Source organism: Chachezhania sediminis (genome assembly GCF_009765275.1).
Classification (GTDB): Bacteria; Pseudomonadota; Alphaproteobacteria; order Rhodobacterales; family Rhodobacteraceae; genus Chachezhania; species Chachezhania sediminis.
This window is the reverse complement of record NZ_VOPH01000017.1, coordinates 1-12,438: the sequence shown is the minus strand read 5'-3', so window position 1 is coordinate 12,438 and position 12,438 is coordinate 1. Positions and strand designations below refer to the sequence as shown.

Annotated in this window: 20 protein-coding genes and 1 other RNA gene; 1 reads left to right on the top strand and 20 read right to left on the bottom strand. The window is 66.2% G+C overall.

Annotation, left to right across the window (positions count from 1 at the left end; all coding sequences use genetic code 11):
• Positions 1-25 precede the first annotated feature (25 nt).
• A complete protein-coding gene (locus FQK05_RS24510; protein WP_233270668.1) occupies positions 26-1,036 on the bottom strand; it encodes a phage head morphogenesis protein in 1,011 nt (336 codons plus the stop codon).
• Positions 1,037-1,193: 157 nt separating this feature from the next.
• On the opposite strand from FQK05_RS24510, the gene FQK05_RS24505 reads away from it, so the two are divergent.
• Positions 1,194-1,562 carry a hypothetical protein gene (locus FQK05_RS24505; RefSeq protein WP_158971982.1) on the top strand — a complete coding sequence of 123 codons (369 nt, stop codon included), beginning with the start codon at positions 1,194-1,196 and terminating at the stop codon, positions 1,560-1,562.
• A 65-nt stretch (positions 1,563-1,627) separates the two neighbouring features.
• On the opposite strand, the gene FQK05_RS24500 is transcribed toward FQK05_RS24505, so the two are convergent.
• The 19 genes from FQK05_RS24500 to FQK05_RS24410 form a co-directional block, all read right to left on the bottom strand.
• Positions 1,628-3,265, bottom strand: coding sequence for a DUF935 domain-containing protein (locus tag FQK05_RS24500; protein WP_158971980.1), 1,638 nt, complete (start codon positions 3,263-3,265; stop codon positions 1,628-1,630).
• Positions 3,265-4,947, bottom strand: coding sequence for a terminase large subunit domain-containing protein (locus FQK05_RS24495; protein ID WP_158971978.1), 1,683 nt, complete (start codon positions 4,945-4,947; stop codon positions 3,265-3,267). The genes FQK05_RS24500 and FQK05_RS24495 overlap by 1 nt, the downstream gene beginning before the upstream one ends.
• The gene (locus FQK05_RS24490; protein WP_158971976.1) at positions 4,944-5,513 is read right to left on the bottom strand and encodes a phage protein Gp27 family protein; all 570 of its coding nucleotides are present in this window, start codon (positions 5,511-5,513) and stop codon (positions 4,944-4,946) included. The genes FQK05_RS24495 and FQK05_RS24490 overlap by 4 nt, the downstream gene beginning before the upstream one ends.
• 3 nt (positions 5,514-5,516) lie before the next feature.
• The gene (locus tag FQK05_RS24485) at positions 5,517-5,816 is read right to left on the bottom strand and encodes a VpaChn25_0724 family phage protein (protein ID WP_158971974.1); all 300 of its coding nucleotides are present in this window, start codon (positions 5,814-5,816) and stop codon (positions 5,517-5,519) included.
• Positions 5,813-6,160: a DUF2730 family protein gene (locus tag FQK05_RS24480; RefSeq protein ID WP_158971972.1), complete on the bottom strand. Its 348-nt coding sequence runs from the start codon at positions 6,158-6,160 to the stop codon at positions 5,813-5,815. Before FQK05_RS24480 ends, FQK05_RS24485 begins: the two co-directional genes overlap by 4 nt.
• Positions 6,160-6,687, bottom strand: a complete 528-nt coding sequence (locus FQK05_RS24475) for a hypothetical protein (RefSeq protein ID WP_158971970.1) — start codon at positions 6,685-6,687, stop codon at positions 6,160-6,162. Before FQK05_RS24475 ends, FQK05_RS24480 begins: the two co-directional genes overlap by 1 nt.
• The gene (locus tag FQK05_RS24470) at positions 6,687-7,598 is read right to left on the bottom strand and encodes a lysozyme (protein WP_158971967.1); all 912 of its coding nucleotides are present in this window, start codon (positions 7,596-7,598) and stop codon (positions 6,687-6,689) included. The genes FQK05_RS24475 and FQK05_RS24470 overlap by 1 nt, the downstream gene beginning before the upstream one ends.
• A gap of 102 nt (positions 7,599-7,700) precedes the next feature.
• Entirely contained in the window at positions 7,701-8,102 is a 402-nt protein-coding gene (locus FQK05_RS24465) for an RNA polymerase sigma factor sigma-70 region 4 domain-containing protein (protein WP_158971965.1), read from the bottom strand.
• On the bottom strand, positions 8,099-8,548 hold the full coding sequence (locus FQK05_RS24460) for a gp16 family protein (protein ID WP_158971963.1): 450 nt from the start codon (positions 8,546-8,548) through the stop codon (positions 8,099-8,101). Before FQK05_RS24460 ends, FQK05_RS24465 begins: the two co-directional genes overlap by 4 nt.
• Positions 8,545-8,772, bottom strand: a complete 228-nt coding sequence (locus FQK05_RS26305) for a hypothetical protein (RefSeq protein WP_233270667.1) — start codon at positions 8,770-8,772, stop codon at positions 8,545-8,547. Before FQK05_RS26305 ends, FQK05_RS24460 begins: the two co-directional genes overlap by 4 nt.
• A 33-nt stretch (positions 8,773-8,805) precedes the next feature.
• Entirely contained in the window at positions 8,806-9,384 is a 579-nt protein-coding gene (locus FQK05_RS24450) for a hypothetical protein (RefSeq protein WP_158971959.1), read from the bottom strand.
• Between the two features lie 6 nt (positions 9,385-9,390).
• An RNA gene (locus FQK05_RS24445) (hammerhead ribozyme type II) lies at positions 9,391-9,458 on the bottom strand.
• Positions 9,457-9,726 (bottom strand): HU family DNA-binding protein, encoded by a 270-nt coding sequence (locus FQK05_RS24440; RefSeq protein WP_158971957.1) that lies wholly within the window; start codon positions 9,724-9,726, stop codon positions 9,457-9,459. The genes FQK05_RS24445 and FQK05_RS24440 overlap by 2 nt, the downstream gene beginning before the upstream one ends.
• Positions 9,727-9,778: 52 nt before the next feature.
• Entirely contained in the window at positions 9,779-9,916 is a 138-nt protein-coding gene (locus FQK05_RS24435; protein ID WP_158971955.1) for a hypothetical protein, read from the bottom strand.
• 51 nt (positions 9,917-9,967) lie between these two features.
• Positions 9,968-10,630: a DUF3164 family protein gene (locus tag FQK05_RS24430; protein WP_158971953.1), complete on the bottom strand. Its 663-nt coding sequence runs from the start codon at positions 10,628-10,630 to the stop codon at positions 9,968-9,970.
• 203 nt (positions 10,631-10,833) lie between these two features.
• On the bottom strand, positions 10,834-11,127 hold the full coding sequence (locus FQK05_RS24425) for a hypothetical protein (RefSeq protein ID WP_158971951.1): 294 nt from the start codon (positions 11,125-11,127) through the stop codon (positions 10,834-10,836).
• Complete coding sequence (locus FQK05_RS24420) at positions 11,124-11,495, bottom strand: hypothetical protein (RefSeq protein WP_158971949.1); 372 nt, start codon at positions 11,493-11,495, stop codon at positions 11,124-11,126. The genes FQK05_RS24425 and FQK05_RS24420 overlap by 4 nt, the downstream gene beginning before the upstream one ends.
• Positions 11,492-12,079 (bottom strand): hypothetical protein, encoded by a 588-nt coding sequence (locus FQK05_RS24415; RefSeq protein WP_158971947.1) that lies wholly within the window; start codon positions 12,077-12,079, stop codon positions 11,492-11,494. The genes FQK05_RS24420 and FQK05_RS24415 overlap by 4 nt, the downstream gene beginning before the upstream one ends.
• Positions 12,079-12,438 (bottom strand): hypothetical protein (locus FQK05_RS24410; RefSeq protein ID WP_199252764.1); only part of this gene is annotated, 360 nt, incomplete at its 5' end. The genes FQK05_RS24415 and FQK05_RS24410, both read right to left, overlap by 1 nt.

Genomic DNA, 12,438 nt, shown 5'->3' with positions numbered 1-12,438 from the left:
CGGGTGCGGGGCCCCGCCGCCTGCATTACTCCCTTCTCAGAAGCCTGCGGATCAGACGGTCACGATTGACCCCTTCCGCACTCATGCGGCGGAAGCTGGTGATGAAGAGCCCCTCACCGGTCCGCGTCGCCTTGACGACCAGCAGATGGCCGTCCGGTTCATCCAGGATGTAGATCAGGCTTCGGGGCGTGTCCTGAACCTTGTGGGTCGCACGGCTGATCGTTTCCTGGGCTCGTACATACTCGGCCGGCGTGAGCTCGGGATGCACCCGCAGCTGTTTCAGAGCCGTCTCGGCCGAAAGATCCGCGACCTCACGCTGGGCTCCGATCCTGGCGGCGTCCTCTGTGGATATCCGGACCAGGGGCCAGTTCCCTTCTGGTGCCTCCATCCACTTGGCAAAGGGCCCTTCCTGCAGCCAGCTTCGTATCAGGTCGATCGAGGGCTGCGGCGGCAGGGCGTCGAGCTTCGGCCGAAGTGCCGTGACCGTGTCGCTGACCGTGTTCCCCGGCGCATAAGCCCAGCCCCGATCGATCCCGCGTGGTGCCCCGGTTTTAGGGTCGAGCTTCTGCCAGCCCTCGGGCAGGACCTTGTCGGGGTCGCCGCCCAGGCGCCGGATCCCGGCCCTGGTCCGGGCACCGACGATGTAGCAGCTGCAGCCCCAGCCATTCGGCGTGGCGTGGGTCTCCCAGAAGGGATGATCGGGCGGCAAGGCGATGCGATCCCAGGCGAGATGCTCGGGCCGCGGCTCCAGCGATCCGCCATGCCTGTAGATCCAGAACGCGAACTTCCCTTCGCGAAGCTGCGCCAGGCGGCCGGCCGCATAGCTGGTCCTGGCATTGGTCCGGTATATGACGCGCGTGCGCCAGGCTTCGCCCGCCTTCGTGCCTTCACCGGTCCAGCCGTGCCAGCCACGGCGTTCCACGATCTGGCGGAAGTCGCGGCGGAACTCCTCCAGGCTGGTGCCCTCGTTGATCTCCTTGTCGACGGCGGCCGCGAGGTCGGCCAGAAGGTCTGCTTTCGTGGCGCCCGCCACCATGAAGCCACGGTCGTTGGCACCCTGCCACACATCCTGCCAGCTGCTGGTCGGAACCAGGTTGCCCAGGCGAAGGCGAAAGGCCGCGACCTGCTCCGGGAAGGGCCGGCGGAAGATTGTTGTGATAGACGACTCAGGATCGGCCAATTAGCGTGCCTCCATGGAGAAAACGCTCGAAAGCATCGTCTTCGGCTTCTTGCAGGCAGCGTTCTGGGGAGAGCGCTCTCCAGGCGTCGAGCCTGATTTCGAAGCCGCGTCAGTCCAGCTCAGTGCGAACCGGACCTTGCGCGTCGAAACGCTTGCGCAATGGCCGGACGGCGCTCGCGAAGGGTTGCGGGTCCTGCTCACGCAATGGGTCATCGTTCTTCGGATCGCTGCAGAAGATGGCAATCCCCTTCCGTCTCCAAGCTGGCTTTTGGACGGTTCGTCTTCGACGAGGCTTGGGGAGCCAGTGCTTGCGTTGTTCCTGGAGCGGTTGGGCGCGCTCGAAGAACTTCATCGAGACAGCCTGACAGTTCGGAAAGAATGACGGGAGGCTGGCGCGTCGCCACCGCGACGGCACGATCCATTGCCGCCCCAAAGGTCTCGCGATCCTCAGCCATCACCGTCCTCTTCGACAGCGGCACGGCCCCCGGCATGTGCCGCGGCCATCGCGTCGCCCAGCACATTGGCAAAGCCGCCCGCGTCCAGATCCGGGAACCCGGTCAGCAGCATTTCCCGGAACTCTTCCAGCGACCCGGCCGCCTCAAGCATCACCTCGATCTGGCCCAGCATCGCTTCCATCTCTGGATCGGCCTCGCGTGCCATCCGGTCGAGGATCGGGGCAATTTCATCGGGAGCCGCTGAGCGGGCCGCTGAGGCGCTTTCCGCCTGAAGGGCGGCAACGCCCCCCGCCGGAGCGCTCTGGCCCTTTAATGGGTATTTAACGGCGCTCTCAGCGCCATTCCCGTTCCCGTCACCGGGCTGCACGCCCGGCTGCGCGGACCGGGGCACCAGGATCTCGTCCTTTTCATCCGGATCGGACAGGCCGAACTTGTCCCGGACCTCGGACTGCCGGACCCGCAGTCCGGCGGTGATCAGGGGTGCCAGGGCATTGGAGAATGCCGTCAGGTCCTCTTTCTCGGGCCGGGCGATGACCAGGCGCGGGTAGGCCTTCTGGGGGCCATGCTCCAGATCGACCCAGGGCCGGATCAGATCCCGGTTCAGGATCGCGGCCAGGGCACGGGCATCCGCCCGCTCGATATCCTCCTGAACCTCGCGGTGCTCCTGTCCGGAGCCGAGCCCGCCGGTGATAGCGTCCGTGGTGGAGGTCTGGCCCAGGACCGCCTTCGAGATCTGCTTGTCCAGCCAGTCGGAGCGCTTCTCGTAATGGTCGGTCGAAGACCCGATGCTCTTCGCCTCCACGAAGTCGATCGACATGCTGTCCGGAATGATCGCCGCGCAATCGCCCGCGATATTGGCCACCGCCCGGAAGAGCGTGTCCTTGTCGCGGTCGGACGCGCCGGCGCCGTACTTCCCAAGGCGGACGGGCTGACCGTAGGTCTGTGTGAAGATCGCCCAGTCCCGCTGCGTGTAGGCCTTGAACATCCAGCCCCAGGTGGCCACCCGGGCAAGGCCCGACCGCAGGGCGATCCCGCTCTTCGCCCGGATCTGGGCGAAGATGAACTTGAAGGGCGAAAGCGGGACCTCCTGGCCGTTCTCGTCCAGCATCAGCGGTGTGGCCAGGTCATGACGGGCGAAGCGGAACCAGCGCGGGTCGCGCCATTCCAGGCGCGCGGGCTGCCACTGGCCTTCGGAGGTCTCCCAGATGATCTCGGTGAAGGAATAGCCCTTCCCGATCGTGTCCAGGATATCGAAGATCTCCTCGGTCAACTCGTCGCGCTTCAGCCAGTCGCGGACCATCTGGGCAGTCTTCTGGTCCTGCGCGCTGTCGCTTGCCGCTTCCACGGTCACGTCAATCTGGCTGACGGACCGGCGGCGGGTGCCCAGGACGCCCAGGTAATGCGGATCGCGCTCCTCGATCGTCTCGGCCAGTTCCAGGTAGCGGACCGGATCGCCCTGGTCCGCCTCGCGCAGGATCGAGGCCAGGCGCAATGGCGTGAGACCGTCGGCCGGGTAGCCAGTGATCGGCGACCGCACGCCCCCGACGGTAGGTGCTGCCACCTCCTCGGTCAGGGCGCTGCGCTTCACCGGGCGGCCCCAGCGGTCCAGGACTTGCGGTATCTTACCCATCAAACTGCTCCCCTAAGCCCGGCACCCAGCGGACTGGACCACCAGTCGCGGCGCTCACCTGCGCGGTCGGCCTCCTCGGCCGTGTCCGTCATCGATGCGCCGGAACGCTGCCCGGCATGGCTGCCGCCGGCACCGCGGTAGTCGTATTCGACCCACCGCATCCGGCTCGCGAAATGCGCCAGCGCCAGGGCGATCGCATAGTCGCCGTGGCGCTTCTTGCCCTTCTCGCCTTCACGGGTCGGCGGCACCCGGGGCGTGCCCCGGATCAGCTTGATCACCCGGAGGTCGGAAAGGTGCTCCGCATCTGGTGCGAGTGCGATCTGGTCGTCTTCAAAGGCGGCCTTCAGCGGCGGCATGTGAAGGCGATACCAGTCCTCGGAAAACTTGATCGCCCAGACCAGCCCGCCGCCGTCCTCGCCCTCGCGCAGGCCGAATTCGCGGCCCATGTCCTCGGCCACGGTCCAGCCCATGCCGGTGGCGTCGAAGGCTGCACCGACAAGACGGGCGCGGACATGGCTCAGGATCGCGCGCACGACGGTCTTCTGCTCGTCGCCCGGCACGTTGCGCATTTCGACCGAGAGGCCTTCCCGGCGTTGAAGACGCTGTTCAATGGCCAGCAGCGAGGCGACGGACAGATCCGAGACGCGGGCGAAGTCGAAGCCGAAGGCGTAGAGCAGATCGAGGTCGAGCTCAGCCAGCGCGGCCTCCAGCTCCTCCATAAACGGCCGGAACAGCGCCAGGCGTTCGACCTCGGACAGCTGGAGATAGTTTGCCGGCAGCTCCAGGCGCAGGACCGGCGCCATCTTCGCCGTCATCCGCGCCTCGATCAGCGGGGCCGAAAGCCAGGCGCCCGAGCCCATGGACGGGATGCAGAACAGTTCCTCATCGGCACCGTCGCCGTAGAAGTCGATGATCTCCTGGCGCCACCCCGCCTCGCCCTCGGGCGTCCACTCCTTGCCGCGGACAAGGCAGATCCGCTGGTACAGCCCGTCGCGCAGCGCCTGGTCGAAATCGATACGCAGGTGCTTGTAGGGCGAGCGTTCGGCGAGGATGTCCTGGATCTGCTGGTTGAAGACGTTCTCGGTGCCGTCATGGGTCGAGCAGACCACGACCTGGCCGCCCCACATAAGAAAGGCAAGCGCCGCCTTCAGGAGCTCCGCGAGGCTGTCGACGAAGGCCGCCTCGTCGATGATCACCACACCCTGCTTGCCGCGCAGGCCCCGCGGGGCAGAGCTGAGCGCGATGATCTCGAAGCCCGAGGCGAAGGCGATCCGGAAGGCCTTGATCGAGCGATCCCCGTTCTCGTCGCTGTCCGGGAACAGGAATTCCTCGTGCGCCTGGGCCGCGACCGAGAAGGCGCGCGCCCACATGGCGCAGGCATCGATGAACTCGCGCGTCATCTCCTGGCTGTAGGAGATGTACATGACGTCCATGCCGCCCGCGGCCTTCTCGCGGCCGGCACGCAGAACGGCATAGGCGGCAAGGCCCCAGGTCAGGCCGATCCGGCGGCTCTTCTCGATGAAGAGGACATGGGTCGAAGCGCTGTCCAGGAGCGAGACGGCCTGCGCCTGGTAGGGCAGCAGAACCTTCGGAAGCCCGACCTGATCGATGACATCCGGCAGCGCCTCCGTTGCTTCGCGGCGCTGGCGCTCCCATTCCTCGCGGGTGATCGGGGCGGTCATGCCGAGACCCCGAGGATCTCCGCCTTGATCCCCTCGACCGTCTCGGCGGTCATGCCGGCGCTGCGGGCATGCTTCTCGACCGTGGCAGCCGCCCGCTCGCGGGTTTCCCGGGCGATGCGCTCCCGCTCTTCCTCCATGAGCTTCTCGCGGATGCCCGACGAGCTCATGACGTCCTTCAGCATCTTGCCCAGGAAGTGCAGTTCGCGCGCATCGATCTCGTCGCCTTCCTTCATCATCTGCGACTGCATGACCTTGAAGGCGAGCGTGGTGATCATCTGGAACAGCACGTTGTGGCGCTTGGCCTCTTCCTCCAGGCCGTTGTCGTTCATCCAGCCCGCGGCCCAGGCACTGGCCTGTTCCTGCGCCTTCACGAAATGCTCGTACTCCTGGCCGAAGGCATGGATCGCGCTCTTGCCGATGCGCAGCTCCAGCCCGTCCTCTTCCAGGCGGGTGTTCAGGGCATCGGCCAGGGCGACATAGTCGCCGAAGCCACGGGACTTCAGCTCCTCCTGGAGCCAGAGCCGCAGCTCGGCGGGCAGCAGGTCAACCTTGCGGGGCGGAGGCATGGTTTACCTCCGGGCGCTCGGACGCTGGATCTCCGGGTGGAGGGCGCGGCCGCGGGCGATTTCGACGCCGCGGGCGGTGGCCTCGACGACCAGGAAGGCCCCTGCGTCCTCGAAGGTGACGAAGCCGTTCTCCTTCAGCCAGGCCAGCTCGGTCACGACCTGGTCACGGCTCGACGTCACGCCGACACCGTCCAGGACATCGGTGAGGATCGAGGCGTTGGACGTGTAGTCCATGCAGGCCTCCAGGTGTCGAAGGATCGCCAGGCGGCGGTGCTTGCGCAGGGTCTCGTTGTAGGCGGTCATGTGGTGCCCCTCAGGTGGTCTTCGTGACGGCTGACGATGCGCTCCGTCCTGGTCTGGCTTTCGGCCATGGCCATCATCGTGGCGGACATCGCCTTCATATCGCCGGACATTTCGCTCAGGTGCAGCTCCAGCCGGTGCATGTCGTCTTTGCCGGGCATGGTCTGGATGGCCTGCTCAACGGCCTGCAGGCGCAGGTCGTGCCGGTCCATCCGCTTGCTGCCCTCGTCGAAGCGCCGGTCCACGTCCTTCCTCCGCGTCGCAAAGAAGGCATAGGCGGCCGAGCACAACGACACGACCAGGCTCACGAAGACCAGGGCGCGGTGCGCAGTGTCCAGGTCGATCATCACCGCGGAGCGCCTTTCCCGCCCCACTTCACGGAGACGAAGTCCTTGACCGTGTGGCCGCCCATGTAGAGGCCAAGCCAGACGGCCGTCAGCTGGAACAGGGTTACGAGGTCGGGCTGCGGCAGCGCGATCTTGAAGATCGCGTTCAGCACATGCAGGACCACGATGCTCCAGAGCCAGAGAAAGCCCACCAGGTACATGGACAGCGGGCGCCAGGCGCGCATCCATACGGGGTCCGTCTTTTCGGCCTGCAGAAGCGCGAACTGGCCCTTCAGGGCCGTCTCGTGCAGCTCGATCAGCTCGGGCGCCTCCGCCTCTGCCCGGACCATTGCCTTGCCCAGCTCTTCGGGCCGCGTCTCCGCAAGCATTTCCAGCTGATCGGGAGTTGTCCCGGCATTCTGCGCCACGCTCTGAAGGACCTGGCCGACCAGCGCGGCGTTCCCCTGGCCGATCCTGTTGGCCAGGACCCGTTCGACAAGGGGCGCGCCGGCCTGGGCGGCAAGCGTGACAAGGGCAGACGAGACCATCAGAAGCTCCGCAGGAAGGTGGCAAGTTTCGGGGCGCGGGGTGCGATCTTGGCGGCGATGGCGTCGCGATAGGTCCAGGCCAGCCACAGCCCCCAGCAGAGGCAGACGGCAAGCGCGATCCACCCGGCCCAGCCGAGCCAGTCGGCCGCGCTCGTGTCGCCCGCGATTGCCGGGGCCTGGGTCGCCGGTGCCGCGACGGCGGCGCTGCCGCCGGCGGCCTTCACCTTGGACCGGGCATCCAGCATCCGTTGAAGCGTCGAAAGGGTGGCCTTGCCCAGGATGGCATCCGCCAGAAGGGCGTGGTCCCGCTGGAATGCCAGGACGGCCTCTTTCGCCACACCGCGGGTGTCATCGCCGACCGGATAACCGAGTGCGGTGAAACCTTCGCGGATCGCGGCAATCTCGTCAGGCGTCACCGGCACCACGATCCGGGCGCAACCACTGGGCGGGTTCTGGGCGACCTTGCCGGCATAGCTACCGAATTGGATCAGCAGGAACTCTTCCTCGCGGCGGCGCTGCAATCCGGGCAGCACCTTGCCCCCCCCCTTGTTCCATAGCTTGATCCGGCGCCCGACCTCCGACCAGTCACGTTCGATCCACGCCCGGACCCAGGAGGCCCGGCCGATGGCGCCGGTGTTGAAGTGGAAACTCACGCCGCCGTCGAATTCGTGCTGGCGCGCGCCGGGCATCACACCGGCCACGGCCGGCGCGTAGTTCACGGCAAGCGCCCTGGACAGCAGTCCCGCCGCCTCGGCCTTGCTGATCTTCATGCCCGCCTTGGGCGTCACGACGCCGGAGGCCGCGGTCAGCCCGCTGCCGATCGTCCAGATCCCGACAGGATCGCGATAGGCGGTCAGGACGACCCCTTCATGGCGCTCGATGAAAGCCACCCCTTCGGCGCTGGTCTGCATGGAAGAACCTCGTGAGATCGCGCGGGGGCGATCAGCGCCCTTCGCTTTGCTCCAAGGTGGCCCGGCGCCGGAAACGGAAACACCCGCAAGGGTTTGCGGGTGTCAGAGGCCGGGCAAATTCATCTGTCGGGAAGGAGGGTCGGAAGACCGCGTATTCGCGGCCTTCAGGTAGCTTCGGACCGTCACGTCGGTGACATGCAGCTTGCGGGCAATTTCGGCGATAGGCAAGTCCCGAGAATGCATCAGCAACGCCAGCCAGGGCTTGGCCGTCGGGATCCGCCGGGGCAGATGCTCCGCCGCTCTCGCGATCTCGGCTGCGGTCTCCACGTCAAAGAGTTCGGCGAGCCGGGACCGTCCTTTCGGGTTGGCCGTGAGGTACAGCTCGGCCCCGCCGAACTCCAAAAGGAAGGTTGCCGCCCGGTCCGGCCCCAGGACCCGGACGAACGGTTCGATCTGGACGGGCGGTTTCGGGAACGTGCCTTCGCGGTTCTCCTGCCGGGTCATTCCAGATCGATCCCTTCCCGCCGGCACATGTCCTTCAGGGCCTGGATCACGGCATTGATCTGGACCGGATCCCGAAGCGCGTCCACGTCCAGCGGAACGAACTGCCACTTGCCTTCGAACCGGGACCGGATGAACGCGTTGAGCCCGTCCCGATCCGGACGCGTCAGTGCGCCGGCATCGCCAAGCTGCTTCCAGAGTACATGGACGAAGCGCAGATCGGCCCGGGGAGCCAGCGGCTCTGAACGGCCCTTGAAGGCGCCTTTTCCGGCCGGCTTGAAGCCGCGATCCTTCAGGGCGGACATGACGAGGTGCAGGTCGGCATCGGACATGTCGGACATGCTGGCCTTGCCGGTGACCGCCAGTTGCAGGTCGTGCCGGGTGTCCGCGTCCAGGCCCAGCTCGCGGCAGGCGACGTGGATCTGACGTTGCAGGGCTCGGTCCGTCATGACAGCAGCACCTCCAGCTCGCGGGCGAGCTGGCCGAGATCGTACCCGGTGCGATCCCCGCTTTCGCAGGACCCGCACCATCGGGTGCGGACCCAAACGGCCATCTCGCCGGGCTTTTCGGTAGGTTCGACGGACATTATGTCGTCTCGATCGAGGAGCTTCTCCAGTGCGGCTTCAAGGATCGCGACGCGCTCGGGAATGGATTGATCCGGTCGAAGGCGCATCACCGGTCACTCCCGAACTTCTGGCTCAGATCCTCATCCATGGAAGCACCGCGCGCACAGCCCGTCGCTTTCGGGCGTCTCCTTGAACGCACGGCCACACAGCCGGCAATCGACCCGGCTGCTCTGATCCGACGCAGCCGCGGGTTCGACCGCGGCCTCCTTCTGATCCCGGCACCACCTTGCGTATTTGCCCCGAAGCTTGTGGAAGTCCACGCTCAGCTTGTCGGCTTCCGTCTTCAGATCGCCGCCGTCCGCCAGCGCCTTGAAGGCGGACGTCCACTGCGCCTCGTCGGGCTCGTCCGAAGGGGGGGCCTGGACGGGCGCGACGGGGGGCGACTTCCGTTTCACGATCGGCATCGGGTCGGTCGGGGAGACGACGACCACAGGCCCGCCGCCTTCAGCGGAGGCCTCTTGCAAGCTGACATCCACGCCGGGCGCATGGTTTTCGATGGTGACGACGCCCTGGGGCTGATCCGGCGCGCCGCTTCCGGTCAGGACGTTGAAGTACCGTTCGGCATGCGCCCGGTCCGTGAAAGTGGCGATCACGGTCGGGACAATCTCGACCAGGTCGACGTTGCCGTCGCCGCGATCGCGCAGTTCAAATCCGCTCATGTCTTCCTCCGGCTGCTCATCAGGCCCCGGCCACCACGCCAGGACGACGCCCCGAACCTCGGGGCGTTTCGCTTAAGGCGCGCTCTTCGACGCGGTGAACTTCAGGGAGGTCCGCTCCGGGATCTCCACGGATGCGCCGGTGGCCGGGTTGCGACCGGTGCGGGCGGCCCGGGTCCGGGTCTCGAACTTGCCGAAGCCGGGGATCGCCACCTTGTCGCCCGCGGCCGTCTGATCGGAGATCTTGCCCAGGATCGCGTCGAGCACGGTGCCGACCGTCGCCTGGTTGAGTTTGGTTTCCGCTGCCACGTCCTTGATCAGGGCGGTTTTCGTGTAGGTTTTCATAGGTCTCTCCTTGGTGGTTATGTCCCGACCGGACCCCCCGGCCGGGATGGGTTCAGGCTTTCGCCGGGCCGATGGCGGCGCCGTCTGCAATGTTTCGTTTCAGCGAAAGCATGGCGCTGCTGATGGCCTTGCAGGCATCGTCGATGTCCGGGGTCTCGGCCGAACGTTCCCGACGCAGGATCTCTGCCACGAGCAAGATCGTGCCCAGGTTCACGGTGATGGAAACTTGCCCCTCCATCGCTCAGGCTTTCGCCAGATCGATGGTGACGGTTCCCCAGGGCGCGTCGAGGCTCTCGCGCATCTGGATCCGGTAGTAGGTCTTCGAGCCCACGACGCGGATCGCATCGCGGATCGCGTCCATCGCCCGGTTCCAGCGCGGATCCTCGACCTCCAGGCGCAACAGCGTGAAAAGAAGGGCCCGGTTCACCTTGCCTTCCTTCTCGGTGTTGAACGTGTTGGTGATGATGCCGCGGATCTCGGACCGGGTTTCAGCGGTCCATTCGGTGAGGCACTCGTCGAGCAGGCCCTTGGCGACCTGCAGTTCCGGCCCGAGGTCGATCAGATCGGCCACGCGGACCTCGATCTTCATCAGGCCATCGTGGGTCTGATAGGTCCGGTTGCCCTTCGGCCCGCCCTTCACCAGCTCGTATTCCTGCGCCAGGAGCTCGTCGAAGGCGCCCAGGTCCTCGAAGGTGTGCGCCTTGAAGCGCTTCACCTGATCGCTCAGGGCCAGGGCGTACCCCATGACCTTCCGGACCGTTTCATCCTCCAGAAGGTGCTGGGGCTTGATCAGTTCGATCGGCGTCAGCTTGCCCTTGGCATCTTCCATGTAGGTCTTGCCGTTCACCAGGATCCGGCCGTCCGGCACTTCGGCCGGGGTGAAACTCGTCGTGTGCGCGCTCATGTCTGCGGCTCCTCGTAAGTGATGTGATGGTTTCCGGGGCCGGTGCCCCGGGCGGGATGGCAACAAGGCCGAACAGCACCAGCGTTCCGGCCATCGCCTCGAACTCTTCCTGGCTCACCAGGGTGGCACCCCGCGGGCCCAGGACATCAACCTTGCCCAGACCGCGCGCCGCCTTCTGCATCATCTCGTGCAGCTCCCAACGTTCAGACATCGGCGCCTCCCACGATCCGAAGCCCACGCTGGCTGGTCGAAGCGCGCCGCCGGTCCCGCACGGCGAACATCAGTTCGATGAATTCGGAGCCCAGGCGCACCAGGGCCACGTCGTCATCCCAGGTGATCCCCGGCCGCTCGCGGGTCAGGATCACCGCCGCGGCGGTGAGGACGACGGCCTCGTCTTCATTCGATGGTGGCGTGCCGATCAGTTGCTGGTACTGGGCAACTGCCTCGTTCGAGAACTCGGTCGTTTCGATCCGTTCCAGCAAACGCGTTTGGGTCATATCTGCGGCTCCTTCCGGAAATGCGGGCAGGCGTTGCAGGCCCGGAACATCCGGACCCGCTGGCTGTTCTCGGCAGAGAACTTCCGCGCCTTGCCCCGCCACTCCTGACATAGCTTCGGGGCGATCGGGCCAAGCGCCGGGCAGGCGATCACGAAATCCTCGTAGGCGCCGCGCACGGCCGTCTCGACGGCGCGAAGGTCCCCTGGGTACTTGCGGCGCAGCACCTGGCTGACCAGCGCTGCGGAGTAGCCCAGCTTTGTGGCGACCTTGTTCTGGCTGGCCTGGGCACATTCCTGCGCCAGCGTGACAACCCAGTCCGGGATCTCCGGTCCCCAAGCGGCGCGCGCGATTTCAATTTGACTGGTCATGCGGCCCCCTGCGGCTCGAAAACCTCGTGGGTGTTCGGGTCATAGATCCGCTTCACCCGCTGGATCTTGGGGGGCAGCGGGCCGTTGTTCCGGATCAGCCGGTAGAGCGCCAGGCGTCCTTTCACCGGCTCGGCCTTGCGCAGGACCTTCAGGTAACCGCACTTGAGCAGCATCGAAACATAGGACTTGGCGGTCTCGTTGGTCACCGTGACCGACAGCGTCGTGGCATGCTGGGCAATGTCCACATGGGTGAACTCGCGCAGCATGTAGATGCTCCGCCACATGTTCTCGACACCGCCGCCCTGGGTAACCGGGGTGCCGTCGGCCCGCAGGCGCGGGGCATGGTGGCCACCGTCCTTGACCAGGTCATAGGTCGGCGGGTCCAGGTCCTCGTGCTTCACGACATAGCCGGCGGCGATCAGGCACTTCAGATAGTCCTGGATCGTCTTCCTGTCGGCCAGGGAGCGGTTCCGCAGGTGGCCCAGGGTGAAGCCCTCCGGCGTGGCCTGAATGGCTTCCCAGATATCCTGGCGGGCCGGCTTGCGCTCATGAACCGGCGGACGGCCGGACGTGGAAACGGACATCAGCGGCCTCCCCGCGGTGCAGGCGCATCGCCGGTGTAGAAGCGGATCCGCTCTGCATCCGCCATGGTGCAACGATCTTTTCCACGAAGGGCGGCATCCTCCCGGATCTGGCCCAGGATGACGACGATGCGCCTTGCGCGACCGTTGGCGGCGCGCAGAACCTCCGTCAGAACGTCTTCGTCGATTTCGACGCCGGAACACTTCATCCGGGCCAGCATCTGGACCTCGCGAAGGTCTGAACCGCCCCGGCTTGCCCGGAGAGCAAAATTCTCAAAGGATAGCTCTCCATGGACAGGAAGAAGAATACGACGAGCCCGTACCCGGCGGAGTTCCGCGAGCGGGCGGTTCAGATGGTGATG

Bases quoted from the DNA above. Each gene is read 5' to 3' on its own strand.
- FQK05_RS24510 (WP_233270668.1), bottom strand. From the start codon at position 1,036: ATGGTGGCGGGCGCCACGAAAGCAGACCTTCTGGCCGACCTCGCGGCC.
- FQK05_RS24505 (WP_158971982.1), top strand. From the start codon at position 1,194: ATGGAGAAAACGCTCGAAAGCATCGTCTTCGGCTTCTTGCAGGCAGCG.
- FQK05_RS24500 (WP_158971980.1), bottom strand. From the start codon at position 3,265: ATGGGTAAGATACCGCAAGTCCTGGACCGCTGGGGCCGCCCGGTGAAG.
- FQK05_RS24495 (WP_158971978.1), bottom strand. From the start codon at position 4,947: ATGACCGCCCCGATCACCCGCGAGGAATGGGAGCGCCAGCGCCGCGAA.
- FQK05_RS24490 (WP_158971976.1), bottom strand. From the start codon at position 5,513: ATGCCTCCGCCCCGCAAGGTTGACCTGCTGCCCGCCGAGCTGCGGCTC.
- FQK05_RS24485 (WP_158971974.1), bottom strand. From the start codon at position 5,816: ATGACCGCCTACAACGAGACCCTGCGCAAGCACCGCCGCCTGGCGATC.
- FQK05_RS24480 (WP_158971972.1), bottom strand. From the start codon at position 6,160: ATGATCGACCTGGACACTGCGCACCGCGCCCTGGTCTTCGTGAGCCTG.
- FQK05_RS24475 (WP_158971970.1), bottom strand. From the start codon at position 6,687: ATGGTCTCGTCTGCCCTTGTCACGCTTGCCGCCCAGGCCGGCGCGCCC.
- FQK05_RS24470 (WP_158971967.1), bottom strand. From the start codon at position 7,598: ATGCAGACCAGCGCCGAAGGGGTGGCTTTCATCGAGCGCCATGAAGGG.
- FQK05_RS24465 (WP_158971965.1), bottom strand. From the start codon at position 8,102: ATGACCCGGCAGGAGAACCGCGAAGGCACGTTCCCGAAACCGCCCGTC.
- FQK05_RS24460 (WP_158971963.1), bottom strand. From the start codon at position 8,548: ATGACGGACCGAGCCCTGCAACGTCAGATCCACGTCGCCTGCCGCGAG.
- FQK05_RS26305 (WP_233270667.1), bottom strand. From the start codon at position 8,772: ATGCGCCTTCGACCGGATCAATCCATTCCCGAGCGCGTCGCGATCCTT.
- FQK05_RS24450 (WP_158971959.1), bottom strand. From the start codon at position 9,384: ATGAGCGGATTTGAACTGCGCGATCGCGGCGACGGCAACGTCGACCTG.
- FQK05_RS24440 (WP_158971957.1), bottom strand. From the start codon at position 9,726: ATGAAAACCTACACGAAAACCGCCCTGATCAAGGACGTGGCAGCGGAA.
- FQK05_RS24430 (WP_158971953.1), bottom strand. From the start codon at position 10,630: ATGAGCGCGCACACGACGAGTTTCACCCCGGCCGAAGTGCCGGACGGC.
- FQK05_RS24425 (WP_158971951.1), bottom strand. From the start codon at position 11,127: ATGACCCAAACGCGTTTGCTGGAACGGATCGAAACGACCGAGTTCTCG.
- FQK05_RS24420 (WP_158971949.1), bottom strand. From the start codon at position 11,495: ATGACCAGTCAAATTGAAATCGCGCGCGCCGCTTGGGGACCGGAGATC.
- FQK05_RS24415 (WP_158971947.1), bottom strand. From the start codon at position 12,079: ATGTCCGTTTCCACGTCCGGCCGTCCGCCGGTTCATGAGCGCAAGCCG.